This is a genomic window from Actinoplanes sp. NPDC048796 (assembly GCF_040650035.1).
Classification (GTDB): Bacteria; Actinomycetota; Actinomycetes; order Mycobacteriales; family Micromonosporaceae; genus Actinoplanes.
This window is the reverse complement of the sequence record NZ_JBEZGO010000001.1, coordinates 667,206-692,419: the sequence shown is the minus strand read 5'-3', so window position 1 is coordinate 692,419 and position 25,214 is coordinate 667,206. Positions and strand designations below refer to the sequence as shown.

The window sequence follows — 25,214 nt, the reverse complement described above, 5'->3', positions numbered from 1 at the left end:
CCCGGCTCTCAGTCGATCGTCCGGGGCAGGGACTGGGCCGCTTTCAGCGCGGCCGCGGCGCCGGCGTACGGGTTGTAGGTGTAGGTCCGGGACGGGGTGCCGGGGATGGTGAAGTACGCGGCGGCCAGCTTGGCCGGGTCGGTCGCGATCTCGCCGCGGGCCGGGACGTCGTTGCCGTCGTCCCAGCCCCAGGGTGCGTTGGCCGAGTTGGTGTTGCAGCCGTACGTGCCGGTGCCGCACCCGCCCGTCTGGTCGCCGGCGAAGGTGCCGAGCGAGGCGAACAGATCGGTGTTGGCCCGCTGCTGCCAGAGCCCGCCGCCGCCGAAGATGTCGATCAGCTGGTAGCGCACGTCGCGGTCGTTGGTGCTGCTCGGCGACTCGGAGACGGACGCCGACGGGTAGTAGACGATGCCGTCGCCGTCGATCGTGTATTGCGGGTACGCCTTCAGGCCGTGCCCGCCGCGCTCCTGCGCGGTCACCGGATGCTGGAACGAGTCGTGCGGCGAGGACTGGAGTTGCAGTGTCCCGTCGATCGTCTCGCCGCCGTTCTTCCAGGTGCTGCCGCTCGGGGCGTACGAGAAGAAGTCGCTGTGCGCGACCGTGACCGCGGCCCGGAGCGAGCCGTAGTCCGACCCGTCCTTCTCGACGATCTCGAGCAGGCCCTCGCCGTCGTTCTCGTGCTCGGTCTCGAAGAACGGGTGGTCGATCCAGTCGCGCGGGTGGAAGAAGAAGTACGTCAGGTAGTAGTGCGTCGACGTCTCGAGCACCGAGTAGTAGACCGCGGCGTCAGTGTTCCGCCCGGCGTTGTCCCAGTTGTCCCGGCCGTTCAGATTTCCGTCGAAGTCGTATCGCGTGATGTAGTCGGATTTTCCGCCCAGCGCGTGGCCACCCGTCGCGTCGACGTCCTGGTAGTGGATGGGCGCCCAGCGCAGCGCCACCTCCGCCCGGGACGGGGCGGCGTGGGCCGGTGCGGCCAGGCCGGCCGCGGCGAGCACGCCCGCCAGTCCGAGAGCCATCGTGCGCATGCTTCTTCCTTTCATAGACACGCGTCTATGTAAAGCGGTTCGGGTGGCCGGTGGGCGACGGCGAAGTTGCCGGGCGACTACTCTTCTGGGGGTGTTCAAGGTCGATCTGGGTGATGGCGCCGAGCTGCGCCCGCTGGAGCCGTGGCAGGCTGACGAGTTCTTCGCCCACATGGAACGCGCCCGCGCGACCGTCGATCCGTGGATTCCCTGGGCCAGCGGCAGCGCCGATCTCCCGTCGGCCCGCAGGACCCTTCAGAGGTACGCGGACAAGCGCGCCGCCGACACCGGCGGCATCTGGGGCATCTGGCTCGACGGCGTGCTCGTCGGCGGCACGATGTTCGTGGCCTTCGACGCCGGGTCGGGCGTGGCCGAGGCCGGCTGCTGGCTCGAACCGGCCGGCACCGGGCGCGGCCTGATCACCCGGGCCACCGGCGTGATCATCGACTGGGCGTTCACCGAGCGCGGCCTGCACCGGGTCGAGTGGCACTGCCGCCCCGACAACGTGGCCAGCTCCAACGTGGCCCGCCGGCTCGGCATGACCCTCGAAGGCACGCTGCGCTCCAACTACCCGTGGAAGGGCGTCCGCCACGACACGGAGATCTGGGCGGTGCTGGCCCCGGACTGGAAACCACCCGCGTGGACGAGCCCGAACTGACCCACCGCGACGAGGCCGGCCGATCCCTGCCGCTGCTCGTCTGGCGCCTGCCGAAACCGGCGAGGGCGATCTCGTCGGCCGTGCTCGGCGGCGGCCTGGGCCGGTGCGGCTGGGTGGTGAACGCGACGGTCCCGATGTCGTACGACCGTCGCGACCCGGCCGCGCACCTGCGCTCGCTGGCCGCCGGCCTGGGCTTGCGTGGTCCCGGCGTCGGCCTGCTGACCGGGGTCGACGTGTCCGAGGTGGTGCACGTGACCGAGGACGGGGTGCGGCTGTGGGCGACGGTCGGGCTCGGCACGCCGATCCAGGCCGCGGCCCCGCCTCCGGCTCCCGCCCTGGCCGAGCGCGTCGGCACTGTCAACTTCGTGGTCTGGGTGCCGCGGCGGCTCAGCGAGGGCGCGCTGGTCAACGCGGTCGCCACGGTCACCGAGGCCAAAACGCAGGCGATCCGGGACCTGGGCCTGGACGCGACCGGCACGGCCACCGACGCGGTCACCGTCCTCTGTCCACCCAACGGTCCGGTGGCGGCCTACGGCGGGCCGCGCTCGCGGTGGGGTGCGCCCCTCGCCCGTACGGCCTATGAAGCGGTTCTCTTTTCGGGTGAACCTGCGCGGCGGGCTGATCCGGCCAGCAGGTCGGCGACCTGAACTCTCGGGTCGTGACGCGAGTCGGCCATGGTCAGGCCGGCCAGCGGTGAGGGGTGGCCGCCGTCGGCCAGCGCCTCTTGCAGGCGGGCCAGCCGGCCGGCGGTGAGGGCGCTCTGTTCGTCGTGGGTCACCAGCACCCGGCGCCGGCCGCCGCTCCAGAACAGCACGGTCTCGGCCAGGGCCGGCAGCAGCGGCTCGAGCGGCGGCGGAAGCGAACGGTCATCGTCGTCGAGCCGCGCGGTCAGCGTCCACACGCGATCGTCGGTGAGCTCGGCCAGCACCGGATGAGCGGGCAGCGCGTCCCGGGCCCGGAGGAACTGCTCCACCGGCCGCCGGTGCTTCTCCCGGGCCAGCTCGACGAAGGCGGCCAGGAACGCGGTCCAGTCGTCCCCGGCGGCCCGGCCGGCCTCGTACAGGGCCCGCGCGGCCGGCCGGTGAGCTTGGGCCAGGCGCGTGCCGGCCGCGTACGACGGCTCGCCGAGCAGCAGATCGACGATCCGGGTGACCAGAAAGAACTCCTTGTCGACGGCGTGCACGTGGGCGCGGCCGCCGAGCGCGGCCAGGAACCACTCCAGCGCTCGCGGACGTCGAAGGAACTTTCCGGACTTGAGCTCGTACGGGGCGAACGCGAACCGCCCGCGCAACTCGTCGATCAGCTCGACCGCCTCGCCGGCGCTCAGGTCGACGCTCGCGTGCGTGATGACCGGGCTGGCCGGGTCGAGCAGATTGGTGCCGGAGAAGCCGGACTCGTCACAGGCGATCTCCACGACGGCCCCCGGCCGCGTCTGCGCCGGCAGCAGCCCGCCCTGGAGAACCCGCGCCATGCCGACCATGCTGGCCCGGCGGCCCGCTTCGGGACAACCGAGTTATCTCGGCTGGGCCGGGAGTCCGAGCTGGAGCCGGACGGCCGCTGTCACGCGGGGTTCGTCGCCGGTGGCCAACAGGTCGAGCATGGCGCCGCGCAGGACGGCCAGAACCAGCGTGCGGCGCGCGGCGCCCTCGGCGGTGTCCCGCTCGGCCGGCGGCTGGGCGGCGGACAGCAGAGCCAGCCAGTCGTCCACGGTCGTCCGGGCGAAGCCGGCCCAGGGGCCGTCCGGTTCGGTGAGCGATCGGGCGTACGACTCGGTCCACAACCGCAGCAGCGGCCGGTGTTCCGCGGCGGCCAGCCACCGCCAGATCCGCTCGGCCGCCTCGGCGAGATCGCCGGTCTCGCTCACCAGGGGCAATTCGTCGGCCCGGGCCCGTTCCAGGAGAGCGCGGACCAGCCCGTCCTTGCTGCCGAAGAGGAAGAGCAGGACCCGCGGGCTGGAGCCGATGGCCGCCGCCAGCGGCCGCAGCGACAGGTCGGCCAGCCCGTTGTCGAGGGCGTAGCGGTAGGCGGCCTCGAGGAGCTCGTCGCGCCGTGCGGTCATGGCGCTATCGTATCCTCGACTGAAACGGTCGTTTCAGTGGGTTGGGGGAAACCGATGACATCGCTACGCAGGGCCGACCGGCCGGGCGACCTGGGCTGGATCGTGATGGCGCACGGCGAGGTCTACGAGCGCCAGTTCGGCTGGGACACGTCCTTCGAGTCGCTGGTGGCCCAGGTCGTCGCCGACTACGCCGGCGGCCACGACCCGGACACCGAAACCGCCTGGATCGCCGAGAGCCCCGCCGGCGAACGCGCCGGCTGCGTCATGCTCGTCGCCACCGACCAGCCCGGCGTCGCCCAGCTGCGCGTGCTGCTGGTCACCGAGGCCGCCCGCGGCCTGGGCCTGGGCGGCAAACTGGTCACCGAATGCCTGGCCTTCGCCCGCGAGGCCGGATATCACCGGGTCGGCCTGTGGACGGTCGACGAATGCGCCTCGGCCCGCCGCATCTACCAGGCACACGGCTTCACCCTGCGCTCCGAGGCGCCCCACCCCGGCTTCGGATACCCGGTGACCGGGCAGACCTGGAGCCTCACCCTCCGCTGACCGGTCACCGACCGCACAGCGAGGCACAGGCGAGGTGCAGGCCTAGGAGATTCGCACAGCGAGGGCCAGGAAGTGGTCGTCCGGGTCCTCGTAGCGGGTCAGGGTCCAGCCGGTCTTGGTCAGCAGGGTGGTCAGGATGTCCTCGTTCATGGGCTCGTCGGGGGACAGGGTACGGCCGTGGCGGGCGGCCAGGGCCCTGCGCCCGCTCGGGTGGAACAGGGCCAGGCGGCCGCCGGGGTGGGTCACCCGGGCCAGTTCGGCCAGGCCGGCCGCCGGGTCGGGGAGGTGATGGACCAGGCCGGCGGCGAAGACGACGGCGGCCCGGGCCGGGGCCAGGGGCAGGCGGAGGGCGTCGGCCTGGATCAGGGCGGCCGGGCCTCGGGTGCGGGCCTCGGTGAGCATCTCGGTGGTGCAGTCCAGGCCGATGACGCGGCCGGTGGGGCCCACGGCGGCGGCCAGGGCGGGCAGGGCCCGGCCGGTGCCGCAGCCCACGTCGAGGGCCAGGTCGCCGGGGCGTGGGGCGGCGGCGGCGACCGCGGCGGCGTAGGCGGGCAGGTCGTCGCCGAAGCGTTTGTCCCAGCCGGCGGCCTTGGGGGCGAAGAAGGCCTGGCTTTCGGACAGGTACCACTGGGCCGGGTCGGCCAGGCGCGGGTGGACGTGGCGGATCACCGGCCACTGGGGGTCGTGGTGGTCGATGACGATCTGGGCCCGGCGTTCGCCCTGGCCGGTGCCGGCGCCGCGGGTGGTGCGCAGGTAGACGATGACGCGGTCGGCGGCGGGTTCCAGAACGTTCAGGGCGGAGTCCTGCACGCTGCCGGACGGGCCGGTCAGGCCGAGTACGGCGTCGACGTTCCAGGCGCGGGCCGAAGGTGGGAAGGCCGCGGCCAGGCGGGCGGCGAAGGTGGCGGCGGCGCCGTGGTCGCCGCCGTCGACGATCACGGTCAGTGGGGCTCGGGGTGCGAGGACGTCCGCCAGGAACGCGGTGACCTCGGCAATCCTTTCAGGCACGCACCCAGCATGCATGTGGATCTGTGACGGGGGCAACATCCGCGCCGGAGGAGCCGCCCGGGTCGGCGTCGAGGTGACCGAGGTGCGGACGTACGGCGCGTGGCGGATAGTGGGGCGCATGCGCGAGTGGGTTGATCATGCGATCTGGTGGCACGTCTATCCGCTCGGCTTCGGGCGCCTCGACAAGATCGAGAAGTGGCTGGACTACGCGGTCGAGCTGGGCGTGAACGGGCTGCAGCTCGGGCCGGTCTTCGCGTCGGAGTCGCACGGTTACGACACTCTCGACCACTTCCGGATCGATCCGCGGCTGGGGTCCGAGGAGGATTTCGACGCCCTGGTCGCGGCCTGCCAGGCGCGGGGTGTGCGCGTGCTGCTGGACGGCGTGTTCAACCACGTGGGGCGGGGGTTCGTGGCGCCGTCGCCGTCCTTCCTCCGGGGGACCGTCTTCGAGGGGCATTCGGGACTCGTCGAGCTGAACCACGACTCGCCCGAGGTGCGGGAGTACGTCGTACGCGTGATGAACCACTGGCTGGATCGCGGCGCCGACGGCTGGCGGCTGGACGCGGCCTACGCGGTGCCGCCCCGCTTCTGGCGCGCGGTGCTCGACGAGGTCCGGAAGAACCACCCGTCGTCGTGGTTCGTGGGCGAGGTGATCCAGGGCGACTACGTGGGCTACCTGCGCGACAGCGGTCTCGACTCGCTCACCCAGTACGAACTCTGGAAGGCGATCTGGAGCAGCCTCAACGACGGGAACTTCTACGAGCTCGCGTGGGCTCTCGACCGGCACGACGACGTTCTCGGGGCGGGGCTGCCGCTGACGTTCGTCGGCAACCACGACGTCACCCGCATCGCCAGCAAGCTCACCGACGAGAGGCACCTGGGCCACGCGCTGGCCGTGCTGTTCACCGTCGGCGGCTCGCCGAGCATCTACTACGGCGACGAGCAGGGCTATCGCGGCGTCAAACAGGAGCGGGCCGGTGGCGACGACGAGATCCGGCCGCCCTATCCGGCGCTGCCGGGCGACCTGGCCCCGTACGGCTGGCCGGTCTATCGCCTGCACGAACGGCTCATCGGCATCCGCCGGCGGCACGCGTGGCTCGCCCACGCCCGCACGACGGCCGTGCACCTGACGAACACGGCGGTCGCGCTGGCCTCCACCCACGGCGATAACCGGCTGGTGACGCTGCTCAACGTGGGCGACGACCCGTACACCTTCGAGATCGACTCGCAGCAGCGGACCGTGCCCGCGCACGAGTGGCTGATCGTCTCGGCCGAGTCCTAGATCGACGGTCACGTACCACTGATCAGCAGCCGCAGCCCCAGCTCGGCCGCGTCGAGGGCGACCAGGTCGCGGTTGCGCTCGGCCCACCGCCCCGACGCCAGGTCGTCGCCGAGCCGGGTGACGGCCCGCCGCTCGGCGTCCGGCCCGACCCGGGTCCACACCGAGACCGCGCGGCGGACGCGCTCGTCCAGGTACGCCTCGGGCCGGCGCCAGTGCGCCTCGAAGAAGCCGTCGGCGCAGTCCCACGGCACGAGCACCGGCTGGGCCCGCCCGCCGATCGCGCGGGTCAGGTCGGCCAGCGACGGCCAGCCGACCAGCAGCTGGGCGAACTCGGGCAGGTAGTCGCGGGTGAGCCAGAACCGCCGCCGCCAGCCGGTGTCGTCGGCGTCGTACGTGAACACCACCACCCGCCGGGCGACGCGGCACATCTCCCGCAACCCGGCGACCGGGTCGGGCCAGTGGTGAACGGTGCTGACCGCCATGGCCGCGTCGAACGACTGGTCCTCGAACGGCAGGCTCTCGGCGGCGGCGGCCACGCACGGCGCCGCCCCGGCCGGCCGCTGCGCCCGCATGACCGCCGACGGCTCCACGGCTGTGACCTCCCGATCCAGTGGCTCGTAGGAGCCGGTCCCGGCCCCCACGTTCAGGACAGTTCGCGCGTCACCCAGCGCCTGGTGGATGCGCGCGGCGATCCGCGGCTCGGTGCGGCGCGTCGCCGGATAGGCCGACCCGATCGCGTCGTACAACCGAGGCCCGAAGACCCTCAGCTGCTCCTCCGGCGTCGTCGGAATTCCCATCGCCCGTGCCTCCAACTCCCGGTCAATGGCCGTCACCATGGCGGCCGAACGGTCCCGTTGCTCCACCAGCAGGCCGCGCAGCCGGCACAGATGCGCGACCGCGTCGGTGTCCGGGTCGTCGACCAGATCGGCGATCTCACGCAACCCGAACCCCAGCCGCCGGTAGGCGAGCACTTCCCGCAGCCGCTCCACGTCACCGGCGGCGTAGGCCCGGTAGCCGCCCACGGTCCGCGCCGACGGTCGCAACAGCCCGATCTCGTCGTAGTGATGCAGCGTGCGCACGGTGACGCCGGCCAGCTCGGCCACCCGCCCCACGGTCAGGTGCTCTTCCACGCCACCGACTATGTGGCCTCACCCCACGTGAGGCGCAACCCGCGCGCACGAGACGGCGGGTGGGACGGGACGGTACGGCTAAGGCTTGTCCAACGTGAGGTTGAGCAGTTCCAGGCCGGTGACCGGGCGGAATCCGAGCGAAGCGTAGAGCGACAGGGCCCCGGCGTTCTCCGTCTCGGTCTGCAGGGAGACGCGCAGCGCCCCGGCCGCGCGGGCCTCGCCGATGACGTGACGCAGCAGGGCGCGGGCCGTGCCCCGGCGGCGGTGCGCCGGGCGTACGTAAAGGTCCCGGACCATCCAGGCCGTGGCCAGGCGCAGGGAGGCGGGCTGCACCGTCACCGTGACGAAGCCGTGCGGGCCGGCCGCGTAGGCGGTCAGGCGGCCCGAGGACAGTTGTTCTTCGAGCCAGGCCCTCGTGCGCGCCGGGGACGGGGACTCGCCGTAGTGGGCGCGGTACTCGTCGAAGAGCGGGGCCAACTGGCCGGCCGTGGGCCGGGCGATGTCAGAGGGCATCGAGATGGTTCAGCTCGGCCTCGAGCAGGGCCGTCACGTGGGTCTGCCGGCCGTCGGTGGCCGGGATGCCCCGGCTCGGGCCCTCGGTGAGCATCAGTGTGTACAGGTGGACGCGGTACAGCGCCAGGCGGATCAGCGCCGCCCGGTCGAACGGCCCCGGGGCGTATCCGGTCAGGAACGGGTGGCCGGGCTCGTCCTCGATGCGGCGGAACAGGGCGGGGGAGACCAGGTCGAGCAGCGGGTCGCCGTACAGGTAGCGCTCGCCGTCGACCAGGCCGCTCAGCGAGCCGTCGCCGGCGACGAGGACGTTGCCGTCCCACAGGTCGAAGTGCAGCAGGGCGGGCGTGGTCACCGCCGTCAGGGCCGGGGTGTGGCGCTCGACCGCGCCGTCCAGCGCCGGCGGCAGGCTGACATTCCACGAGGCGGCGTCCGTACGCAGGGACGCCATCATCGCGGCGAAGGCGGTGGCCCAGTCGGGGCCGGAGGGGCGGTCGCCCGGGTAGCCGAAGTGGCTTCCGGCCACGGTGTGGACCCGGCGAACCGCCGCGCCCAGGGCGGAGCGGGCCCGCGGCGAGTCCCCCGCGGTCAGGGGCTTGCCCGGCAGCAGCGTCGTGATGATCCAGCGGGGGGACACCGCCAGCACCGACGGCACCGGGGCCAGGCCGGCGACCAGGCGGAAGTACGCGGCCTCGGCCGGGATGAGCTCACGTTCGTACGACAGCAAGCGCGCCGACGCCGGCGGCGCCACCTTGACCACCACCCGGCGCCCGTCGGTGAGCGAAGCCAGCCAGACGGCGGCGAAACCGCCCCCGCCCAGCTCGGAGGCCGTGTCCAGGGAGGCGCCGAGAGCCTCCCGGACGATGACGGCGATGTCGGCGGACGTCAGATCCAGCTGCGTGGGGCTGCGCATCAGGGCAGGCTAGCGCTCATACGGTCAGCGGTGTGGCCAGCTGCGGGGCCGTGCGGTGCTCGGCGAAGACCCGGTAGCGCCACAGGGCCAGGAACAGCCAGGTGAGGCTGATGACGGCCAGGATGATGTACGTCAGGGTGCCCCCGAACGAGTCCCAGCAGGTGTGCAGGATGACCGCGCCGACGAAGGTGCCGATGAACTCGAGCACGTGCTTGAGGTTCGGGGTGGCCATCAGGGCCCACAGGGCGCCGGCGGTGAGACCGGTCCACGCCGTGTGACCGGCGGGCGAGGTGAGGCCGCGGACGAACAGGGTCTCCTCGACGCTGCCGATGTTGCCGCCCGAGGAGAGCAGCGCGGTGAACGCGTACCCCATGGTTTCGAGGGCGGCGAAGCCCATGCCGGAGGCGACGCCGATGATCAGGCCGTCCGAGGGCAGGCGCCGCTGGTGACGGGCCAGGATGGTGATCATCAGGATCAGCGGGACGATCAGTTTCGCCGACTCCTCGATGACCGCGACCAGCGCCAGCGGCAGGACGCCGAGGCCGCGCAGGGTGTTGTACTCGAGGGTGCCGGCGACCACGATGCCGATCACGCCGCCGAAGAACGCGGCGACGACCAGCGCCGAGGTGGGCACCTGCCAGCGGCCCGTCCGGGCCTGGGCGAAGGTCAGGAACGACAGGGGTACGACCGTCGCGCCGAGCAGGAGGAGGGCCGGCACGAGGTTCGGGTTCTGCGTGTGTACGAGGGTCCGCAGCACAATGACGTAGAGGGCCAGACCGATGACTAGGACGCCTAGCCACGCCCACCGGCGGGAGAGATCGCGCATGGTGGGCGTGGTACCCGAGCGTCTAGATCACGTCACGGAAAAGCGACGCGCGTCGCATCAGTGAACCGCGACCAGAACCGGCTCGCCCTCGTCCACGGGCAGCGACATCGGCCGTACGACCAGCCACAGCACCACGTTGGCGGCGGCCATCCCGCCGAAGACGACGATCGCCATGCCGGTCGATCCGTTGCCGAGCACGCCGACCAGCGGCGCGGCCAGCGCGCCCACGCCGAACTGGACCGCGCCGAGCAGCGCGGCCGCCGTGCCCGCGGCCTCGCCGTGCCGCGACAGTGCCAGCGCCGGCGCGTTCGGCATGGCCAGGCCGACCGCGGCCAGCACGATCCAGAGCGGGACGAGCAGCCCCCACAGGCCGCCGAAGCCGGTCTCGGCCACGGCCAGCAGCACCACGCCGCCGACCACACCGACGGCCAGCGCGAAGCTCAGGATCTGGGCCGGCTGCCACCGCCGGAGCAGCCGGACGTTGAGCTGGGTGGCGCCGATCAGGCCGATCGCGCCCCCGGCGAACACGTACGCGAACTGCTGCTCGCTCATGCCGTACTCCTCCTGGAAGACGAAGGAGGAGCCACTGACGTACGCGAAGAGCGCGGAGAACGCGAGCCCGGCGACGAGGATGAGACCGACGTACGCCCGGTCGGTGAAGAGCCGGCCGTAGTCGCGCAGCGTGCCGGTCAGGCCGCCGTTGCGGCGGCGCTCGGCCGGCAGGGTCTCGGGCAGCACCAGCGCGGTGGCCGTCATGATGGCCGCGCCGGCCAGGGTGAGCACGACGAAGACACCCCGCCACGAGGTCCAGTTGAGGACCGTGCCGCCGATGGTCGGCGCCAGGATGGGCGCCACGCCGATCACGAGCATCAGGCGGGAGAAGAGCTTGGCCGCGGCCAGGCCGGTGAACAGGTCGCGCACGATCGCCATGCCGATCACGGCGGCGGCCGCGGCGCCCAGGCCCTGCAGGACGCGCAGCGTGCCCAGGACGGCCAGGTTGGGCGCGATCACGCAGAGCACCGAGGCCAGGATGTGCACGCCGACGCCGGCCAGCAGCGGCAGGCGGCGGCCCACGGCGTCGGAGAGCGGTCCCACGAGCAGCTGCCCGAGGGCCAGGCCGGCCAGCGTGCCGGTGAGCGTGAGCTGCACGGCGGCCTCGGTGGTGTGCAGGTCGGTGGTGATCGTCGGGAGCGACGGCAGGTACATGTCGATGGTCAGCGGCCCGAGCGCGGACAGGAATCCGAGAACGAGAACGATCCGGAGCCTGCGGCCGGCGGGCAGGAGATCACCAGGAGATTGCATGACTAGTGACAAGTTGTCCGCGGCACAGATTCTTCCGGGTCGTAACAGTCCTCACAGATTCACCGAATGGTGGAAATGCATTTGACGTTCGTGCTGGTAGTGACCGGTCACACGTTGTCGATGCCGCCCGGGCGGAGTTGTCTTGAGGGCGTTGCGTGCAATCAGCGAGTGAAAGGCGGACCATGGCCCTGCGTCCCGGAGCCCGGGCCTGGGCGGTGTGGGCCGTCGGCCTCGCCGCGTACGTTCTCGCGGTCCTCAACCGCACGTCGCTCGGTGTCGCCGGGCTCGACGCGCAGGACCGCTTCCACATCGGCGCCGGCGCGCTCGCCTCGTTCGCCGTGCTCCAGCTTCTCGTCTACGCCGGCCTCCAGGTGCCGGTCGGCCTGCTGCTCGACCGCTTCGGCTCGCTGCGGCTGATCGTCACCGGCGGCGTGCTGATGGCGGCCGGTCAGGCCCTGATGGCCACCACCGACAGCGTGGGCGGCGCCATCGCGGCCCGCGTCCTGGTCGGCGCCGGCGACGCGATGACCTTCATCAGCGTGCTGCGCCTGGTCCCGCAGTGGTTCCCGGCGCGGCGCGTGCCGGTGGTCACCCAGCTCACCGGCATCGTCGGGCAGGCCGGCCAGGTGCTCTCGGCCGTGCCGCTGGCCGCCCTGCTGGCCGGGCCCGGCTGGGGCACCGCGTTCCTGTCGGCGGCCGGGCTCGGGATCTTCGTCGCGGTGGTCGCCTTCGCGGCGCTGCAGGACACCCCCGAGCGCAAGATCAGCAGCGGCGAGGCGCTCACCCTGGGCCAGTTGCGCTCCGATCTGAGCAGCGCCTGGCGGCACCCGGGCACCCGGCTCGGGCTCTGGACCCACTTCACGACCCAGTTCACCGGTACGGTCTTCGCCCTCATGTGGGGCTTCCCGTTCCTGATCGCCGGTCAGGGCCTGGCCCGGGAGACGGCGAGCACGCTGCTCACGCTCTTCGTGCTGGTCGGCATGGCCGCCGGTCCGTTGCTGGGCGTGCTCGTCCAGCGCTACCCGCTGCGCCGGTCCTACCTCGTGCTCGGCATCGTGTTCGCCAACGCGGCCGGCTGGGGACTCGTGCTGGCCTGGCCCGGGCACGCGCCGATGGCCGTGCTGGTGCTGCTGATCGTCGCGCTGGGCATCGGCGGCCCGGGTTCGATGATCGGGTTCGATTACGCCCGTACGTTCAACCCGCCGCACCGCCTCGGCACCGCGACCGGTGTGGTGAACGTCGGCGGCTTCGTCGCCTCGCTGCTCTCGATCGAGCTGATCGGCCTGATCCTGGACGCCCGGACGGGCGGCTCCGCCGACTACGACATCACCGACTTCAAAATCGCCATGGCGGTGCAGTACGTGTTCATCGCCGTCGGCCTGGCCGGCATCCTGCGCACACGCCGGCTGGCCCGCCTGCGGATGGCCGAGGAGGGCATCGTGGTCCGCCCGCTCCGTCAGGTGATAGCCGAGCGCCGGGGTTTAGCAATCGGCCGTCAGGTAAAGGCGAAGACCTTGCAGACACGTGAGTGACGGACTGAGGAGGACATGACCGAGCAAGCACCGGGCCATCGGTCCGGCATCGACATCACCAAGACCATCGCCGGCACATTGGCCGCCGTTTCGGCGGCCTTCCTGGGATCGTTCCTGGGCGTGGCCGGCACTCTGATCGGCGCCGCGGTGGCCAGCATCGTCGGCTCGGTGGGAACGGAGCTCTATCAGCGCTGGCTCAACCGGGGCACCGAGAAGATCAAGTCGACCTTCGTCACCGCCCCCGCCGCGATCGGCACGCCGGAGGTCGCCGCCGCGGTCGAGGAGAGCCCGTCCGGGCCTTCTCCGAAGATCCGCTGGCAGCGGGTGGCCATGATCGCGGGCGCGTTCTTCGTACTGGCGATCGGCTCCCTGACCGCCGTCGAGGTGGTCGCCGGGCGGAGCGCGGCCGACCTCGTGCACGACAGGGCCAGCAAGAGCTCGACCGTCGGGTTCCCGCTGCGCTCCCACAAGTCTGACAACTCCGATAAGCCGGCTGTGAAGCCGACGCCGTCCGAGTCGGCCACGACGGATCAGGAGTCGCCCGCACCCTCCGAATCGCCGGCCGAAGACCGCTCGGCGCAGCCCACGGAGTCGCCGGCACCGGCCGGCACGACCGACGGTCCCACTGACGAGCCGACCACCGACGCGCCGACGACCGACGCCCCGGCCCCGGGTGACGATCAGCCGCAGGACGGGGAGACTCAACCGGACGGCCAGACCCAGGACCAGGTCGGCCAGCCCCAGCAGCAGCCGACCGGCGACAGCACGAAGGCGGGAGAGTAATGGACGCCAAGGACATCCTCACCGAGGCTTTCGGGCGCCTGCCCGAGCTGGTGCACACGGCCGTCGACGGCCTCACCCCCGACCAGCTGCGCCACCGCCCGGCCGGCGAGGCCAACTCGATCGGCTGGCTGATCTGGCATCTGACCCGCGTTCAGGATGACCACGTGGCCGAGGTGATGGGCGCCGACCAGATCTACGCCACCGGCGACTGGGCCTCGCGCTTCGGCCTGAAGGACGCCACCGAGACCGGCTACGGCCACGACGCGGCCCAGGTGGCGGCGGTGGCTCCGGAAAGCGCCCAGGCGCTGGTGGACTACTACACCGCCGTGCACGAGCGCACGATCGCCTACCTGGCCGGCCTCTCCGAGGCCGACCTCGACCGGGTGGTCGACGAACGCTGGGACCCGCCGGTCACCCTGGGTGTACGCCTGGTCAGCGTCTACGACGACGACGCCCAGCACGCGGGCCAGGCCGCTTACGTCCGCGGCCTGCTCTGACCCGCTCCCCGAAGCCCGGGCCGCCATTCGCGCGGCTCTCCGATGGGCCGTGCGGCGCTGACAGCCGCGCGGCCCATCGCCGTACCGGCGACTGATCGGCCGTACGGCGTGATCGGCCGCGCGACAGTTGTCTCGGGCTGCGGCTGTTCAGGCTGCGGCCTTTCGCGGCGGCTGAGCTCGGCTGTGAGGCGCTGATCGGGGCGGGCGGCGGCTGGTCTGTGGCCCGGCGGGGTTGGTTGTCAGGCGCCGAGCGGGGTGAGCTGGTGGCAGCGGCGACGGGCTGGGGGCGCCGAGCGGAGGACCGGGGCGAGCGCCGGGCGGCGGCAGTAGTAGACGAGGGCGGGCGGCAGGTTGGCCCAGACGGTGCGGCCGAGCAGGACCTCGTCGAACCAGCTGTCGAGCGCGCCCCGCAGGCGGCGCGCCGGCGCCGCCCGGCGCAGGTGCACGTAGGCGAACGTGGTGAAAGCGCCCCCCGGGGCCAGGGCGCGGACGGCGGAGGCCAGGATGTCGCGCTGACGGTCGGGAGTGAAGGCGGCCCACGGCAGCCCGCTGACGATGACGTCGGCCCCGGCCAGGCCCCGCTCGGCCAGCAACTCGGGCAGGGCGGCGGCGTCGGCCGTGATCACCTCGACCTTGGGGTGACGGGCGGCGAGCTGCTCGGCCAGGCGCGGGTTGATCTCGATGGCGAGGTGCCGCCCGCGGCCGCCCAGCCGGCGCTGAATGGCCTCGGTGAACGGCCCGGTGCCGGGGCCGAGCTCGACGACGACCGGCTCGCCCGTGCTGGGGATCGGCGCGACGGCGAGTTCGGACAGGGCGGCCCCGCTCGGCGCGATGGCGCCGACTTCCCACGGGCGACGGAGAAATTCCGACAGCAAAGACATCGCGACCTGCTAGGGTAAGTGGAGGATTACTCCACCTAAGATATGGAGGAATCCTCCATTTCGCAAGATCGCCTGAGAGCCCTCTCAGCGACGCTGAAGGAAACGAAGCCAAAGGAACCGATGCAGAAGGAACCGATGCAGAAGGAACCGATGCCGGAGAAGCCGATGCGGGAGAAGCCGATGCGGGCGGACGCGCGCCGCAAGCGCGAGGCGATCATCGCGGCCGCCGTCGAGGTGTTCGAGGAGCGTGGTGTCGACATCGCGCTCGACGAGGTGGCGCGCCGGGCCGACGTGGGTATCGCGACGCTCTACCGGCATTTTCCGACGCGTGAGGTGCTGATCACCGGGGCCTATCTGCACGAGATCGGGCGGCTCTGCGCCGGGGCCGACGAGCTGCTGGCCGGCCTGCCCGCCGATGAGGCCATGAAGACCTGGATGCGGCGATTCATCGGGAACGCGCAGGGCCGGCCCGGCCTGGCCATGGCTCTCAAGTCGATCGTGAAGGCCACCGACGCCGAAGGGCTCGCCGCCGCCCACGACGAGGTCTACACCGCGCTGCAGAAGTTCCTCGACGCCGGATACCGGGACGGGATCTTCGCCACCCGGGTCGAGGCGGCCGTGCTGGCCACCGCGCTGAGCGGCATCAGCCTCGCCAGCGACGCGGCGGGCCGGGAGGCGCAGGCCGCGGCGATCATCGATCTGACCGTCAACGGCCTGCGCTATCCCGGCTGAGCGTCACGCCGAGGCCGGCTCGTTCAGCGGCAGGCGGACCTTGAACTTGGTGTCGCCCGGCTTCGAGTCGAGCTTGATGTCACCGCCGTGGCCGTTGACCACGATCCGGTACGAGATGTCCAGGCCCAGGCCCGTGCCCTCGCCCACCGGCTTGGTGGTGAAGAACGGCTCGAAGACCCGCTTCTTCAGCTCGTCGGGCACGCCCGGCCCGGTGTCGCCGACCGCGACGATCACGTGGTCGTCCTCGCGGTAGGTCTTGATCGTCAGGGTGCCGGCGCCGTTCATGGCCTGCACCGCGTTGTCGATCAGGTTGGTCCAGACCTGGTTGAGCTCGGCCGGGTGGGCCGGGATCTGGGGGAGCGAGCGGTCGTAGTCCTTGACCACCTTCACCCCCGTACCGATCTTGTGGGTGAGCATCACCAGCGTGCTGTCGAGGCCGGTGTGCACGTCGATCCACTGGTGGGCGGCCCGGTCCATCTGCGAGTACTGCTTGGCCGAGGCCACCAGCGACGACACGCGGCTCGTGGCATCCTCGATGTCGGTCATCAGCTGCTCGGTCTCGAGCGCGTACCCGATCCAGTGGATGGCCTGGTCGAGCAGCTCGGGCGAGCCGACCCGGGCCTCCATGTCGGTGAGGCAGTCGAGGTCGAGGCCGCCCTGGGCGAAGACCGCGGCCAGGTCCCACCCGCCGGTCACGTTGCGCTCGTCCATCCACTCGCCGAGCTCGTCCTCGCGGTCGGCGACCTGCATGGCGGTCAGCGCGGGCGCCTTGGCGGCCCGCTCGATCACGTCTTCCTGGAGCGCGACCAGCTCCACCAGGCGGTCCGGCGGCACCTTGCCGGCGGCCAGCATGCCCAGCTTGTGGCGCATGCCGGCGACCCGCTGGCGCAGCGCGGCGGTGGCCCGCGAGGCGGCCGCGGCCGGGTTGTTGAGCTCGTGCATGAGGCCGGCCGAGAGCGCGCCGAGAGCGGTCAGCCGCTGCCGCTCGCTGATCGCCGCCTGGGAGCTCTGCAGACCCAGGGTCAGGCCCTCGAGCAGGTGTACGGCCATCGGGAACCACTCGCGCATGATGTGGCCGAAGTCCTCGGCGCTCATCACGAAGAAGTCGGAGTCGTCCAGCGCGCGGATGCTCGCCATGTACCGGCGCGGGATGCCGTCGTCGCGCAGGTAGGAGTTGGTGGCGCCCATGTAGACGCCGCGCTGCTCGGTGCGGTTGACCCGTACGTCGTCCTGGCCGACCTGCCGGGTCATGGCGATGGTGCCGCTGAGCAGAACCAGGAACTGCTCGGCCGGATCGCCCTCGCGGATCACCGTGCCGCCCGCGGGCATGTGCATGGTGCACCCGTGGTCGGCGATCCACTGAAGCTGATCGTCGGTCAGTTTCTCGAACAGGAAGAGGGTGCGAAGCTCGGCCGGCGTGAGGGCGCCGGGATCGCAGGGCACGAGAACGGGGTCGGTCATCTCACTGCGCCTCCAGGTAGCGATGGACCAGCGTGACGGCCATCGCGCCCTCGCCGACCGCCGAGGCCACCCGCTTGACCGAGTTGGCCCGGACGTCGCCGGCGGCGAAGATGCCGGGAACACTGCACTCAAGGTAGAACGGATCGCGGTCCCGATCCCATCCCTTCGGGCGGGACCCGTTTGAGAGCAGATCCGGCCCGGTGTAGACGAAGCCCTTCTCGTCGCGGGCGACGGCCGTGCCGAGCCAGTCGGTACGCGGCTCGGCGCCGATGAAGACGAACAGGTAGCCGCACTCGACGGTGGTGCTCAGGCCCTCTTTGCTGTCGCAGATCGTGATGGCCTGGAGGTGGCCGTTGCCCTGCGCCCCGATCACCTCGGAGCGGGTGCGGACCCTGATGTTCTCCACCTGGTTGAGCTGCTGGATCAGGTAGTACGACATCGACGACTCGAGCGAGTCGCCGCGGACCAGCAGGGTCACCGAACGGGCGTACCGGGAGAAGAACAGCGCCGCCTGCCCGGCCGAGTTGGCCCCGCCGACGATGTAGACGTCGCTGCCGGCGCAGGACGGGCCCTCGGTCGAGGCCGAGCCGTAGTAGACGCCGGAACCGGTGAACTCGGCGATGCCGTCGGCCACCAGCGGCCGGTAGGCGACGCCGGTGGCGAGCACGATCGAGTGGGCCGAGACCTCGCCGCCGTCGGCGAAGGTCAGCGTGCGGGCCGAGCCGTCCGCCCGCAGGCCGGTGACCTCGCGGGTGTTCAGCACCTCGGCCGAGAACTTGCCGGCCTGGCGGCGGGCCCGGTCGGTGAGCTGGGCGCCGGAGATGCCGTCGGGGAAGCCGAGGTAGTTCTCGATGCGCGAGCTCTGGCCGGCCTGGCCGCCGACGGCCTGACGCTCGACCATCAGCGTCCGCAGGCCCTCGGAGGCGCCGTAGACCGCGGCGCCGAGCCCGGCCGGCCCGCCGCCCACGATGATCAGGTCGTAGAAGTCGCGGTTGGGCGCGGTGGACAGGCCGGCCGCCTCGGCCACCTCGGTCGTGCTGGGCTGGGCCAGCGCCCGCCCGTCGGTGGTCACCACCAGCGGGATCGACTCGGGGCCGACCCCGGCCGCCTCGAGCAGGCGGCGGCCCTCGGCCTCGTCGGCCCCGTACCACTTGTAGGGCACCAGGTTGCGGGCCAGGAAGTCGCGGATCTGGTACGACGGCTCGCTCCAGCGGTGGCCGACGACCCGGATGTCCTCGACCTCGCGGTCGCCGGTGGCCTGCCACGCGTCGAGCAGCGCGTCGATCACCGGGTAGAGCTTCTCCTCCGGCGGATCCCACGGCTTGAGCAGGTAGTGGTCGACGTCGACGACGTTGATGGCCGAGATGGCGGCGTCCGTGTCCGCGTACGCGGTCAGCAGCGCCCGGCGGGCGTTCGGGAACAGGTCCATGGCCTGTTCCAGGAACTCGATGCCGTTGATCTGCGGCATCCGGTAGTCGGCGAGCATCACGGCGACCCGGCCGCCGCGCAGCTTGAGCTCCTTGAGCGCGTCCAGGGCGTCGGCGGCCGACGAGGCGCGCAGGATCCGGTACTGGTCGCCGTAGCGGCGGCGCAGGTCGCGGGCGATGGCCCGGGAGACCGAGGGGTCGTCGTCGACGGTGAGGATCGCGGGATGGCCCATGGGTCAATACCTCAGCTCTGGCTCAGCAGGTCGGCGTATTCGGGGTGACGGTCCAGATATCCGATGACGAACGGGCAGGAGACGACGACCGGGGTGGCGCGGCCGCGCGCGTCCTCCAACGCGGCCGAGGCGAGCCGGCTGGCCAGCCCGCGCCCGGAGAACGTCTGCTCGATCTCGGTGTGCATCAGTTCGATCTTGTCGCCGTGGCGGCGGTAGTTGAGCACGCCGGCCACCTCGCCGCCGAGCAGCACCTCGTAGCGCTGGCGCTCGAAGCTGTCGACCACGACGGCGTCGGCCGAGTCGGGCACGCCGACCTGGGCGCTGCCCTCGACCCGCAGCTTGCGCCGGGCCCGCTCGTAGAACGAGGTGCCGCCGAGGCGGATCACGTTGGCCGCCGACGGCACGGGCTCGATCGCCAGCTTGTCGTCGGGGCGGGCGTAGCCCTCGATGATGCCGTCGACCTCGATGGCCAGCCGGCCGCTGGTGGCCAGCACGTCGAGCTCGAGCCGCTCGGTGAGGGCGAGCATCAGCGGGCGGTTGAACGAGGAGTGCGCGGCGGCCGCGGTGACGATCAGGCCCTCGACGTTCGGCGAGACGATCGGGCCGCCGGCCGAGAAGCTGTACGCCGTGGAGCCGGTCGGCGTGGAGACGATGACGGCGTCGGCCTGGTAGTTGACGAAGTTCTTGCCCTCGACCGAGATGCCGATCGCGGCCAGGCCGTCGCCGGGCACCCGGACCATCGCGATGTCGTTGAACGCCGACACGGCCTTGCCGTCGGGCAGCACGGTGCGCACCGCGGTGCGCGACTCGATGGTGAACCGGTGCTCGTCGATCGCCGACAGCGCCTCGGGCAGATCGGGCAGGTCGACCTCGGCCAGGAAGCCCAGCCGGCCCACGTTCACACCGAGCACCGGCGTCTTGCGCCCCTCGACCAGCCGCATCGTGCGCAGCATGGTGCCGTCGCCGCCCAGGCTGACCAGCAGCCCGGCCCGCTCGACCATCTCCTCGGGGCTGACCGCCTCGGCCTGGCAGTCGATCCGGTCGATCTCCTCGTGCAGGCCCAGGACCTGAACGTCGCGCCGCTGCGCCCATCGCGTGATCGCGTCGATCGCGGAGCCGCAGTCGCGACGCGGGTGCAGCACCAGGCCGACCACCTTGACCATGCCCATTTGCCCGTACACCCCGTCTGCTGCGAACGACTTGAAGAACACAGCCTTGCACGCCGGGGGCGAAGTCGGCGAGAGGAGGCGACGGAGGCCACGTGGTTCATACGGGCAGGTTTCTTCATTGTTTCTTGACAGCGTTGTCAGGCATCGACAGCCTCCGATTTAATCCCCACCCGAAAGGACACCCCCGATGCGTAAACGCTGGCTCGCCGTGGCCGCCTCGGCGATCACGCTGCTCACCCCCGTACCGGCCCAGGCCGCACCCCAGGCCGGACCCGGCGACAGCCCGGACCTGCCGCCGGGCATGGTCGCCGCGATGAAGCGGGATCTCCAGCTCGACGACGCCCAGATCGCCGCCCGCCTGCGCACGGAGGCGGCGGCGCCGGTCGTGCAGCGCCGGCTCCAGTCCCGGCTCGGCTCGGCCTTCGCGGGCGCCTGGATCCCGGCCGGGGCAACCCGGCTGACAGTCGCGGTGACCGATTCTTCCGCTTTTTCGGCGGTACGGGCGGAGGGCGCGACCCCGGCGCTCGTCACCCGCGGCGCCGCCGACCTCGCCGGCTCACGCGACGCTCTGAACCGGCACGCGCCGGCGGCCGCGGCCTCGTCGGTGCGCGGCTGGTACGTCGACACGACAGCGAACCGGGTCGTCGTGATGGCGGCGCCCGGCGCTTCCCCGGCCGCGGCGAAGTTCGCCGCCGACAGCGGTGCCGGCCCCGTCACGATCATCGAGGCCGAACAGCCGAAACCGCTCTACGACACCCGTGGCGGCGACCAGTACGTGATCAACGGCAACACCCTGTGCTCGGTCGGCTTCGCGGTCACCGGCGGCTTCGTCAGCGCCGGGCACTGCGGCGGCACGGGCAGCCCCACGCTCGGCTACAACAACGTCGCCCAGGGCACGTTCGCCGGCTCGTCCTTCCCGGGCAACGACTACTCCTGGATCCGGACGAACGGGAACTGGACGTCGCAGCCGTGGGTGAACAACTACTCCGGCGGCAACGTGACGGTGGCCGGCTCCCAGGAGGCGGCCATCGGCAGCTCGGTCTGCCGCTCGGGCCGGACGACCGGCTGGCGCTGCGGCACCATCCTCGGCCGGGACGAGACGATTGTGTACGCCCAGGGCGCCGTCTCCGGGCTGGCCCGCAGCAACGCGTGCGCCGAGCCGGGCGACTCCGGCGGCTCGTGGATCTCGGGCAACCAGGCCCAGGGCGTCACCTCGGGCGGCACGGGCAACTGCTCCAGCGGCGGCACGATGTGGTTCCAGCCGGTCAACGAGATTCTTTCGGTGTACGGCCTGACCCTGACGACCACCGGCGGCGGCTCCGGGTCGTCGCTGATCAGCAGCCTCAACAACAAGTGCCTGGACGTGCCGAACTCGAACTTCTCCGACGGCGTACCCGTGCAGATGTGGGGTTGCAACGGCACGGCGGCCCAGAAGTGGAACTTCGTGAACGGCACCCTCCAGACGTCGAACAACAAGTGCCTGGACGTGGCGTGGGGCTCGACGGCGAACGGCGCGGTCATCCAGATCGCCAACTGCAGCGGCAACGCGGCCCAGCAGTTCGTCCTGTCCGCCGCCGGTGACCTGGTCAACCCGCAGGCCAACAAGTGCGTGGACATCGACGCGTGGAACGCCGACGACGGCGCCCGGCTGATCCTCTGGGACTGCACGGGCGGCGCCAACCAGAAGTGGCGTCGCGGGTAACCGCCTCCCGAAAAAAGGGCAGAAGACCCTTAACGGAACCATAAAGATCTTGGCCGTGCGGGCGGATCACGGCACCGCTTCCGAGGATGGGCTTCGTTCCCACCCGCCGACCCCGGAGGCAAAGCCGACGATGCGCCGCACGAGAACGTTGATCCTGACCACCGTCGCCGTGGTGGCGGCCACGGCGACGGCCTGGTTCGCCCTGCCCGCCTCGGCGGCCGCCCCCACGGCCTCGGTGCGGACGGTGTCCGACTGGGGCACCGGCTGGCAGAGCGAGGTGACCGTCGACAACACGGGGACGTCCGCCATGTCGGCGTGGAAGGTCGAGTTCGATCTACCGGCCGGCGCCACGATCGGCAGCTTCTGGGACGCTTCCCTGGCCTCCGCCGGAACCCACCACACCTTCACGAACCGCTCCTGGAACGCCGGCGTCCCGGTCGGCGCCAAGGTGACGTTCGGTTTCGTGGGCTCAGGCGGCAAGCCCTTCAACTGCAAGCTGAACGGCCTCCCGTGCGGCGGCGCCGCCACCGGCCCCACCGCCACCACCCCCGCCGCCACCGGCCCCAGCGCTACTGGCCCTGCCGTCACCGGCCCTGCCGCCACCGGCCCGGCTGCCACCGCCGCTACTCCTTCCGCGGAAAACCCGACAAATGCTGACTCGGCGGGTGGCAGCCCGGCGGTGGGCGCGGCGACCGGTGCGCCCGCCGTGCCCACCACGGGTGGAACGGCTGCTGTGCCTCCGGCGGGGAACCTGCTGCCGGTGACGGTGAGCAACAAGACCGGGCGCGGTGACTCCGTGTTCCTCTACGTCCTCGGGGTGAACCTGACCACGGGGAAGCTCGGCTACGTCGACAGCGCGGGTGCCTTCACCGCCTGGACCGGGGGAGGGGCCGTTCCGGCGCCGGCGCCGGATGTGGCCATCGCCGGGCCGGGCAACGGCGCCAGCACGACGATCAAGGTTCCGAAGAATCTGTCGGGGCGGCTGTACATGTCGTTCGGGCGGAAGCTCGACTTCCGGCTCACCACCGACGGGCTGGTCCAGCCGGCGCCGTGGGCCGGCGGCGACCCCAACCGCGACATCCTGTTCGACTGGAGCGAGTTCACCCTCGACGACTCCGGCCTGTGGCTGAACAGTTCCCAGGTGGACATGTTCGCCGTACCGCACATCGTCAGCGTCACCGGCGGCAGCGGCAAGGTCTCGTCCACCGGCGAGCTGAAGACCGGCGGCCGGCAGGCGGTGATCAACGCGGTCAAGGCGTCCCCCGACTTCGCCAAGAGCGTGGTCACCCGCGCCGACGGCACCGTCCTGCGCGTGCTCGCGCCCGGCAAGGCCGCCGACGCCGGCCTGATGAGCCCGAACTACCTGGACTCGTACATCTCGGGCGCTTGGGCGGCGTACGCGGGAAAGAACTTGACCGTGGTGCCCTTCACCGACCAGCCGTCGGTGCGCTTCACCGGCCGGACCAGTGGCAACGTCATGAACTTCACCGACAGCTCGGGCAAGACGGTCGCCTCGTTCACCAAGCCGTCGACGGCGAACGTGTGGGGTTGCGACGGCGCCCTGGCCGCCCCGAACGACCAGGTCGTGGGCCCGATCGCCCGGACCCTGTGCGCGGCGCTCACCCGTACCACGCTGGGCCGTCTCGACACCCAGCCCAGCGGTACGGCGGCCGACTTCTACCAGGGCGCTCCGGCCAACCTGTACGCCAAGGTGATCCACCAGAACATGGTCGACGGCAAGGCCTACGCGTTCGCCTTCGACGACGTGCAGAACCAGGAGTCCCTGGTCCACGACGGCGACCCGCGCCAGGCGGCCATCACCCTGACCCCGTTCTGAGACGTGCGTCACTGAATTAGGTACAGTCACCGTCCTACTCGCTAGTAACCAGGGACGGGGACCGCGCCATGACCGACAAGCAGACGCCGCCGCCGGCCACCCCGGCGGCGGCCGGCGCGCCCACCCCGGCCCCGTCTGCGACCCGGCCCGTGGCACCCACCTCGGCCCCGTCTGCGACCCGGCCCGTGGCACCCACCTCGGCCCCGTCTGCGACCCGGCCCGTGGCACCCGCCCCGGCCCCGTCTGCGGCCCCGTCTGCGGCCCCCTCCGTGGCGTCGGCTCCGGGTGCGTCCGCGGGGGTGGGCGCGCGGACTCCCGATTCCTCCGTAGACGGCGGGCCGGACTCGGGCGCCTCTGCGGCCGGTGTGCGGGACCGGTGGGCGGCGGTCAGCGGTGCCGCGCGGGAGGCCGGGCGCCGGTGGGCGTCCACATCGTTCGCGCAGGGGGCGGCACGGCTGTGGGCCCACCCGCCACGCTGGATCATCCCGGCCGTGTCGGTCGCCGTCGTGCTGGTGGCGGTCCTCGCCGGCTACCAGGTGCTCGGCGGCGCCGGCAGTGGCGGGACGCCGCCCGCCGCGTGGAACAGCCCCTCGATCGCGCCTTCCGCCTCCGCGCCCCTCGCGCCGCGGCCCAGCGCCGCCCCGGTGAAGCGGACGGACGACCTCGCCCAGGTCTGCGAGGGCGTCTTCTACCCGAAGTCCCCCCGCTACACCGGCCGCGCACCCCACCAGATCAGCGTCGGCGTCACCGACTCCCTCACCGGCCCGCATCGCCGGATCCGGGCCGCGGTGGACATCCCGGACAGCCTGGCCAAGCCCCTCCGCGACGCCTGGCTGCCCAGCGACCCCGCGAAGTCCCAGCTGGTCGCCTGCGTGACCCTGACCAAGAGCGGCACCCCGATCAGGAAATGCGACACCCACCAGCTGGCCCGGGGCGTCTACACCCTTTCCCTGTACGAGGTGGCCACCGGCCGCCGCCTCCTGAAGAAGCAGCTGTACGGCGACGCCACCACCTGCCCCAACGCCGTACCCGTCGGCACCGCTCCCACGATCGCCAGCACCGTCTCCGACAAGGTTCTCTACCAGCAGCTGAAGAATTTTGTCGTAGCCTCCCGCTAACGTGCCGCCCGTGAACATCGACGCCGAAGAGACCCGTTTCTGGCAACTGCTCGAGTCGGCCTGGGCGGCGTGCGGCCCCGACGCCGCCCGCGCCCGCCAGGCTCTCCTCACCCGAGCCACCCCCGCCGACGACTACGCCCTCCTCGCGTGGCTCGACGAGTTCCTGGCTCACTTGCGCTCGCTGAGCGCCGGCTTCTCAAGCGCGGAACTCGCCGCCCTCGACCGTGTGGCCGAGCGCCTGATGTTCCGCATCGACCGCGAGGAGATCCACGAGCACACCGACGGCTCCGACGACGGCTTCCTCTACTGCCGGGGTTTCATCCTCGCCGCCGGCCGCGACTTCTACGAGGCCGTCGACGCCGACCCCACGAAGGCGATCGTGGACGCCGAGTGCGAGTCGATGCCGTACTTCTTCGCCCACCTGCACAACGAACGCTTCGGCGACTTCCCCGACACCGGCTCCGGCATCTCCCGCGAGTCCGCGTCCAACCCCGACGGCTGGCAGTCCAGCCGAGCGTCATGACCGCCCGGCAGACCGATACGCCGATCAGCCGCCGCGCGGCGTAGAAGAAGCGGCCTCGCCTCTGCG

The 25,214-nt window shown here is 71.8% G+C and carries 25 protein-coding genes; 12 read left to right on the top strand and 13 right to left on the bottom strand.

What is annotated here, in order from left to right:
* Positions 1-8: 8 nt before the first annotated feature.
* Positions 9-1,025 carry a hypothetical protein gene (locus AB0C26_RS03270; RefSeq protein WP_360240729.1) on the bottom strand — a complete coding sequence of 339 codons (1,017 nt, stop codon included), beginning with the start codon at positions 1,023-1,025 and terminating at the stop codon, positions 9-11.
* A 91-nt stretch (positions 1,026-1,116) separates the two neighbouring features.
* On the opposite strand from AB0C26_RS03270, the gene AB0C26_RS03265 reads away from it, so the two are divergent.
* Positions 1,117-1,680: a GNAT family protein gene (locus tag AB0C26_RS03265; RefSeq protein WP_360240726.1), complete on the top strand. Its 564-nt coding sequence runs from the start codon at positions 1,117-1,119 to the stop codon at positions 1,678-1,680.
* Positions 1,662-2,327, top strand: coding sequence for an adenosylcobinamide amidohydrolase (locus AB0C26_RS03260; RefSeq protein WP_360240723.1), 666 nt, complete (start codon positions 1,662-1,664; stop codon positions 2,325-2,327). Before AB0C26_RS03265 ends, AB0C26_RS03260 begins: the two co-directional genes overlap by 19 nt.
* Here the strand turns inward: AB0C26_RS03260 and AB0C26_RS03255 are convergent.
* Both AB0C26_RS03255 and AB0C26_RS03250 read right to left on the bottom strand, forming a co-directional pair.
* A complete protein-coding gene (locus tag AB0C26_RS03255) occupies positions 2,258-3,151 on the bottom strand; it encodes a DUF3800 domain-containing protein (protein ID WP_360240720.1) in 894 nt (297 codons plus the stop codon). The two genes, AB0C26_RS03260 and AB0C26_RS03255, sit on opposite strands and share 70 nt — an antisense overlap.
* Before the next feature lie 42 nt (positions 3,152-3,193).
* Positions 3,194-3,739 (bottom strand): TetR family transcriptional regulator, encoded by a 546-nt coding sequence (locus tag AB0C26_RS03250; RefSeq protein ID WP_360240717.1) that lies wholly within the window; start codon positions 3,737-3,739, stop codon positions 3,194-3,196.
* A gap of 54 nt (positions 3,740-3,793) precedes the next feature.
* Here AB0C26_RS03250 and AB0C26_RS03245 point away from each other — a divergent pair, with 54 nt between their 5' ends.
* On the top strand, positions 3,794-4,282 hold the full coding sequence (locus AB0C26_RS03245; RefSeq protein ID WP_360240714.1) for a GNAT family N-acetyltransferase: 489 nt from the start codon (positions 3,794-3,796) through the stop codon (positions 4,280-4,282).
* Between the two features lie 42 nt (positions 4,283-4,324).
* Here the strand turns inward: AB0C26_RS03245 and AB0C26_RS03240 are convergent, their stop codons facing one another.
* Entirely contained in the window at positions 4,325-5,290 is a 966-nt protein-coding gene (locus tag AB0C26_RS03240; protein ID WP_360240711.1) for a methyltransferase domain-containing protein, read from the bottom strand.
* A gap of 13 nt (positions 5,291-5,303) precedes the next feature.
* Here AB0C26_RS03240 and AB0C26_RS03235 point away from each other — a divergent pair, with 13 nt between their 5' ends.
* Positions 5,304-6,572, top strand: coding sequence for an alpha-amylase family protein (locus AB0C26_RS03235; RefSeq protein WP_360240708.1), 1,269 nt, complete (start codon positions 5,304-5,306; stop codon positions 6,570-6,572).
* Positions 6,573-6,580: 8 nt separating this feature from the next.
* Here the strand turns inward: AB0C26_RS03235 and AB0C26_RS03230 are convergent, their stop codons facing one another.
* From AB0C26_RS03230 to AB0C26_RS03210, 5 genes are all read right to left on the bottom strand, one after another.
* Complete coding sequence (locus AB0C26_RS03230; protein WP_360240705.1) at positions 6,581-7,702, bottom strand: MerR family transcriptional regulator; 1,122 nt, start codon at positions 7,700-7,702, stop codon at positions 6,581-6,583.
* A 78-nt stretch (positions 7,703-7,780) separates the two neighbouring features.
* Entirely contained in the window at positions 7,781-8,215 is a 435-nt protein-coding gene (locus AB0C26_RS03225; protein ID WP_360240702.1) for a GNAT family N-acetyltransferase, read from the bottom strand.
* Positions 8,205-9,125: an aminoglycoside phosphotransferase family protein gene (locus AB0C26_RS03220; protein WP_360240699.1), complete on the bottom strand. Its 921-nt coding sequence runs from the start codon at positions 9,123-9,125 to the stop codon at positions 8,205-8,207. Before AB0C26_RS03220 ends, AB0C26_RS03225 begins: the two co-directional genes overlap by 11 nt.
* 16 nt (positions 9,126-9,141) lie before the next feature.
* On the bottom strand, positions 9,142-9,951 hold the full coding sequence (locus AB0C26_RS03215; RefSeq protein ID WP_360240696.1) for a PrsW family intramembrane metalloprotease: 810 nt from the start codon (positions 9,949-9,951) through the stop codon (positions 9,142-9,144).
* Between the two features lie 57 nt (positions 9,952-10,008).
* Positions 10,009-11,253 carry a multidrug effflux MFS transporter gene (locus AB0C26_RS03210; protein ID WP_360240693.1) on the bottom strand — a complete coding sequence of 415 codons (1,245 nt, stop codon included), beginning with the start codon at positions 11,251-11,253 and terminating at the stop codon, positions 10,009-10,011.
* Between the two features lie 182 nt (positions 11,254-11,435).
* Between AB0C26_RS03210 and AB0C26_RS03205 the strand changes: the two genes are divergently transcribed.
* The 3 genes from AB0C26_RS03205 to AB0C26_RS03195 are packed head-to-tail and all read left to right on the top strand — an operon-like array spanning position 11,436 to position 14,065.
* The gene (locus AB0C26_RS03205; protein WP_360240690.1) at positions 11,436-12,785 is read left to right on the top strand and encodes an MFS transporter; all 1,350 of its coding nucleotides are present in this window, start codon (positions 11,436-11,438) and stop codon (positions 12,783-12,785) included.
* A 15-nt stretch (positions 12,786-12,800) separates the two neighbouring features.
* A complete protein-coding gene (locus tag AB0C26_RS03200; RefSeq protein ID WP_360240687.1) occupies positions 12,801-13,568 on the top strand; it encodes a hypothetical protein in 768 nt (255 codons plus the stop codon).
* Positions 13,568-14,065, top strand: a complete 498-nt coding sequence (locus AB0C26_RS03195; protein ID WP_360240684.1) for a DinB family protein — start codon at positions 13,568-13,570, stop codon at positions 14,063-14,065. The genes AB0C26_RS03200 and AB0C26_RS03195 overlap by 1 nt, the downstream gene beginning before the upstream one ends.
* A 239-nt stretch (positions 14,066-14,304) precedes the next feature.
* On the opposite strand, the gene AB0C26_RS03190 is transcribed toward AB0C26_RS03195, so the two are convergent.
* Entirely contained in the window at positions 14,305-14,946 is a 642-nt protein-coding gene (locus AB0C26_RS03190; RefSeq protein WP_360240681.1) for a methyltransferase domain-containing protein, read from the bottom strand.
* Positions 14,947-15,081: 135 nt separating this feature from the next.
* On the opposite strand from AB0C26_RS03190, the gene AB0C26_RS03185 reads away from it, so the two are divergent.
* The gene (locus AB0C26_RS03185) at positions 15,082-15,678 is read left to right on the top strand and encodes a TetR/AcrR family transcriptional regulator (protein WP_360240678.1); all 597 of its coding nucleotides are present in this window, start codon (positions 15,082-15,084) and stop codon (positions 15,676-15,678) included.
* Positions 15,679-15,681: 3 nt separating this feature from the next.
* Here AB0C26_RS03185 and AB0C26_RS03180 read toward each other — a convergent pair whose 3' ends face one another.
* The 3 genes from AB0C26_RS03180 to AB0C26_RS03170 are packed head-to-tail and all read right to left on the bottom strand — an operon-like array spanning position 15,682 to position 19,968.
* Positions 15,682-17,139 (bottom strand): ATP-binding protein, encoded by a 1,458-nt coding sequence (locus AB0C26_RS03180; protein ID WP_360240675.1) that lies wholly within the window; start codon positions 17,137-17,139, stop codon positions 15,682-15,684.
* 1 nt (position 17,140) lies between these two features.
* Positions 17,141-18,799, bottom strand: a complete 1,659-nt coding sequence (locus tag AB0C26_RS03175; protein ID WP_360240672.1) for an FAD-dependent oxidoreductase — start codon at positions 18,797-18,799, stop codon at positions 17,141-17,143.
* 11 nt (positions 18,800-18,810) lie between these two features.
* Complete coding sequence (locus tag AB0C26_RS03170; RefSeq protein WP_360240669.1) at positions 18,811-19,968, bottom strand: NAD(+)/NADH kinase; 1,158 nt, start codon at positions 19,966-19,968, stop codon at positions 18,811-18,813.
* Positions 19,969-20,155: 187 nt separating this feature from the next.
* Between AB0C26_RS03170 and AB0C26_RS03165 the strand changes: the two genes are divergently transcribed.
* From AB0C26_RS03165 to AB0C26_RS03150, 4 genes are all read left to right on the top strand, one after another.
* The gene (locus tag AB0C26_RS03165) at positions 20,156-21,670 is read left to right on the top strand and encodes a ricin-type beta-trefoil lectin domain protein (protein WP_360240666.1); all 1,515 of its coding nucleotides are present in this window, start codon (positions 20,156-20,158) and stop codon (positions 21,668-21,670) included.
* Positions 21,671-21,800: 130 nt separating this feature from the next.
* Positions 21,801-23,507, top strand: coding sequence for a beta-1,3-glucanase family protein (locus AB0C26_RS03160; RefSeq protein WP_360240663.1), 1,707 nt, complete (start codon positions 21,801-21,803; stop codon positions 23,505-23,507).
* A gap of 491 nt (positions 23,508-23,998) precedes the next feature.
* A complete protein-coding gene (locus AB0C26_RS03155; protein ID WP_360240660.1) occupies positions 23,999-24,625 on the top strand; it encodes a hypothetical protein in 627 nt (208 codons plus the stop codon).
* Between the two features lie 10 nt (positions 24,626-24,635).
* Positions 24,636-25,148 carry a DUF4240 domain-containing protein gene (locus AB0C26_RS03150; protein ID WP_360240657.1) on the top strand — a complete coding sequence of 171 codons (513 nt, stop codon included), beginning with the start codon at positions 24,636-24,638 and terminating at the stop codon, positions 25,146-25,148.
* The last annotated feature ends 66 nt before the right edge of the window (positions 25,149-25,214 follow it).

Excerpts from the sequence above, each read along its gene's own strand:
- AB0C26_RS03215 (WP_360240696.1), bottom strand. The coding sequence starts at position 9,951 with ATGCGCGATCTCTCCCGCCGGTGGGCGTGGCTAGGCGTCCTAGTCATC.
- AB0C26_RS03210 (WP_360240693.1), bottom strand. The coding sequence starts at position 11,253 with ATGCAATCTCCTGGTGATCTCCTGCCCGCCGGCCGCAGGCTCCGGATC.
- AB0C26_RS03185 (WP_360240678.1), top strand. The coding sequence starts at position 15,082 with ATGCAGAAGGAACCGATGCCGGAGAAGCCGATGCGGGAGAAGCCGATG.
- AB0C26_RS03255 (WP_360240720.1), bottom strand. The coding sequence starts at position 3,151 with ATGGCGCGGGTTCTCCAGGGCGGGCTGCTGCCGGCGCAGACGCGGCCG.
- AB0C26_RS03225 (WP_360240702.1), bottom strand. The coding sequence starts at position 8,215 with ATGCCCTCTGACATCGCCCGGCCCACGGCCGGCCAGTTGGCCCCGCTC.
- AB0C26_RS03235 (WP_360240708.1), top strand. The coding sequence starts at position 5,304 with ATGTGGATCTGTGACGGGGGCAACATCCGCGCCGGAGGAGCCGCCCGG.
- AB0C26_RS03250 (WP_360240717.1), bottom strand. The coding sequence starts at position 3,739 with ATGACCGCACGGCGCGACGAGCTCCTCGAGGCCGCCTACCGCTACGCC.
- AB0C26_RS03170 (WP_360240669.1), bottom strand. The coding sequence starts at position 19,968 with ATGGGCATGGTCAAGGTGGTCGGCCTGGTGCTGCACCCGCGTCGCGAC.
- AB0C26_RS03220 (WP_360240699.1), bottom strand. The coding sequence starts at position 9,125 with ATGCGCAGCCCCACGCAGCTGGATCTGACGTCCGCCGACATCGCCGTC.
- AB0C26_RS03190 (WP_360240681.1), bottom strand. The coding sequence starts at position 14,946 with ATGTCTTTGCTGTCGGAATTTCTCCGTCGCCCGTGGGAAGTCGGCGCC.
- AB0C26_RS03175 (WP_360240672.1), bottom strand. The coding sequence starts at position 18,799 with ATGGGCCATCCCGCGATCCTCACCGTCGACGACGACCCCTCGGTCTCC.
- AB0C26_RS03270 (WP_360240729.1), bottom strand. The coding sequence starts at position 1,025 with ATGCGCACGATGGCTCTCGGACTGGCGGGCGTGCTCGCCGCGGCCGGC.
- AB0C26_RS03195 (WP_360240684.1), top strand. The coding sequence starts at position 13,568 with ATGGACGCCAAGGACATCCTCACCGAGGCTTTCGGGCGCCTGCCCGAG.
- AB0C26_RS03165 (WP_360240666.1), top strand. The coding sequence starts at position 20,156 with ATGCGTAAACGCTGGCTCGCCGTGGCCGCCTCGGCGATCACGCTGCTC.
- AB0C26_RS03180 (WP_360240675.1), bottom strand. The coding sequence starts at position 17,139 with ATGACCGACCCCGTTCTCGTGCCCTGCGATCCCGGCGCCCTCACGCCG.
- AB0C26_RS03205 (WP_360240690.1), top strand. The coding sequence starts at position 11,436 with ATGGCCCTGCGTCCCGGAGCCCGGGCCTGGGCGGTGTGGGCCGTCGGC.
- AB0C26_RS03160 (WP_360240663.1), top strand. The coding sequence starts at position 21,801 with ATGCGCCGCACGAGAACGTTGATCCTGACCACCGTCGCCGTGGTGGCG.
- AB0C26_RS03200 (WP_360240687.1), top strand. The coding sequence starts at position 12,801 with ATGACCGAGCAAGCACCGGGCCATCGGTCCGGCATCGACATCACCAAG.
- AB0C26_RS03245 (WP_360240714.1), top strand. The coding sequence starts at position 3,794 with ATGACATCGCTACGCAGGGCCGACCGGCCGGGCGACCTGGGCTGGATC.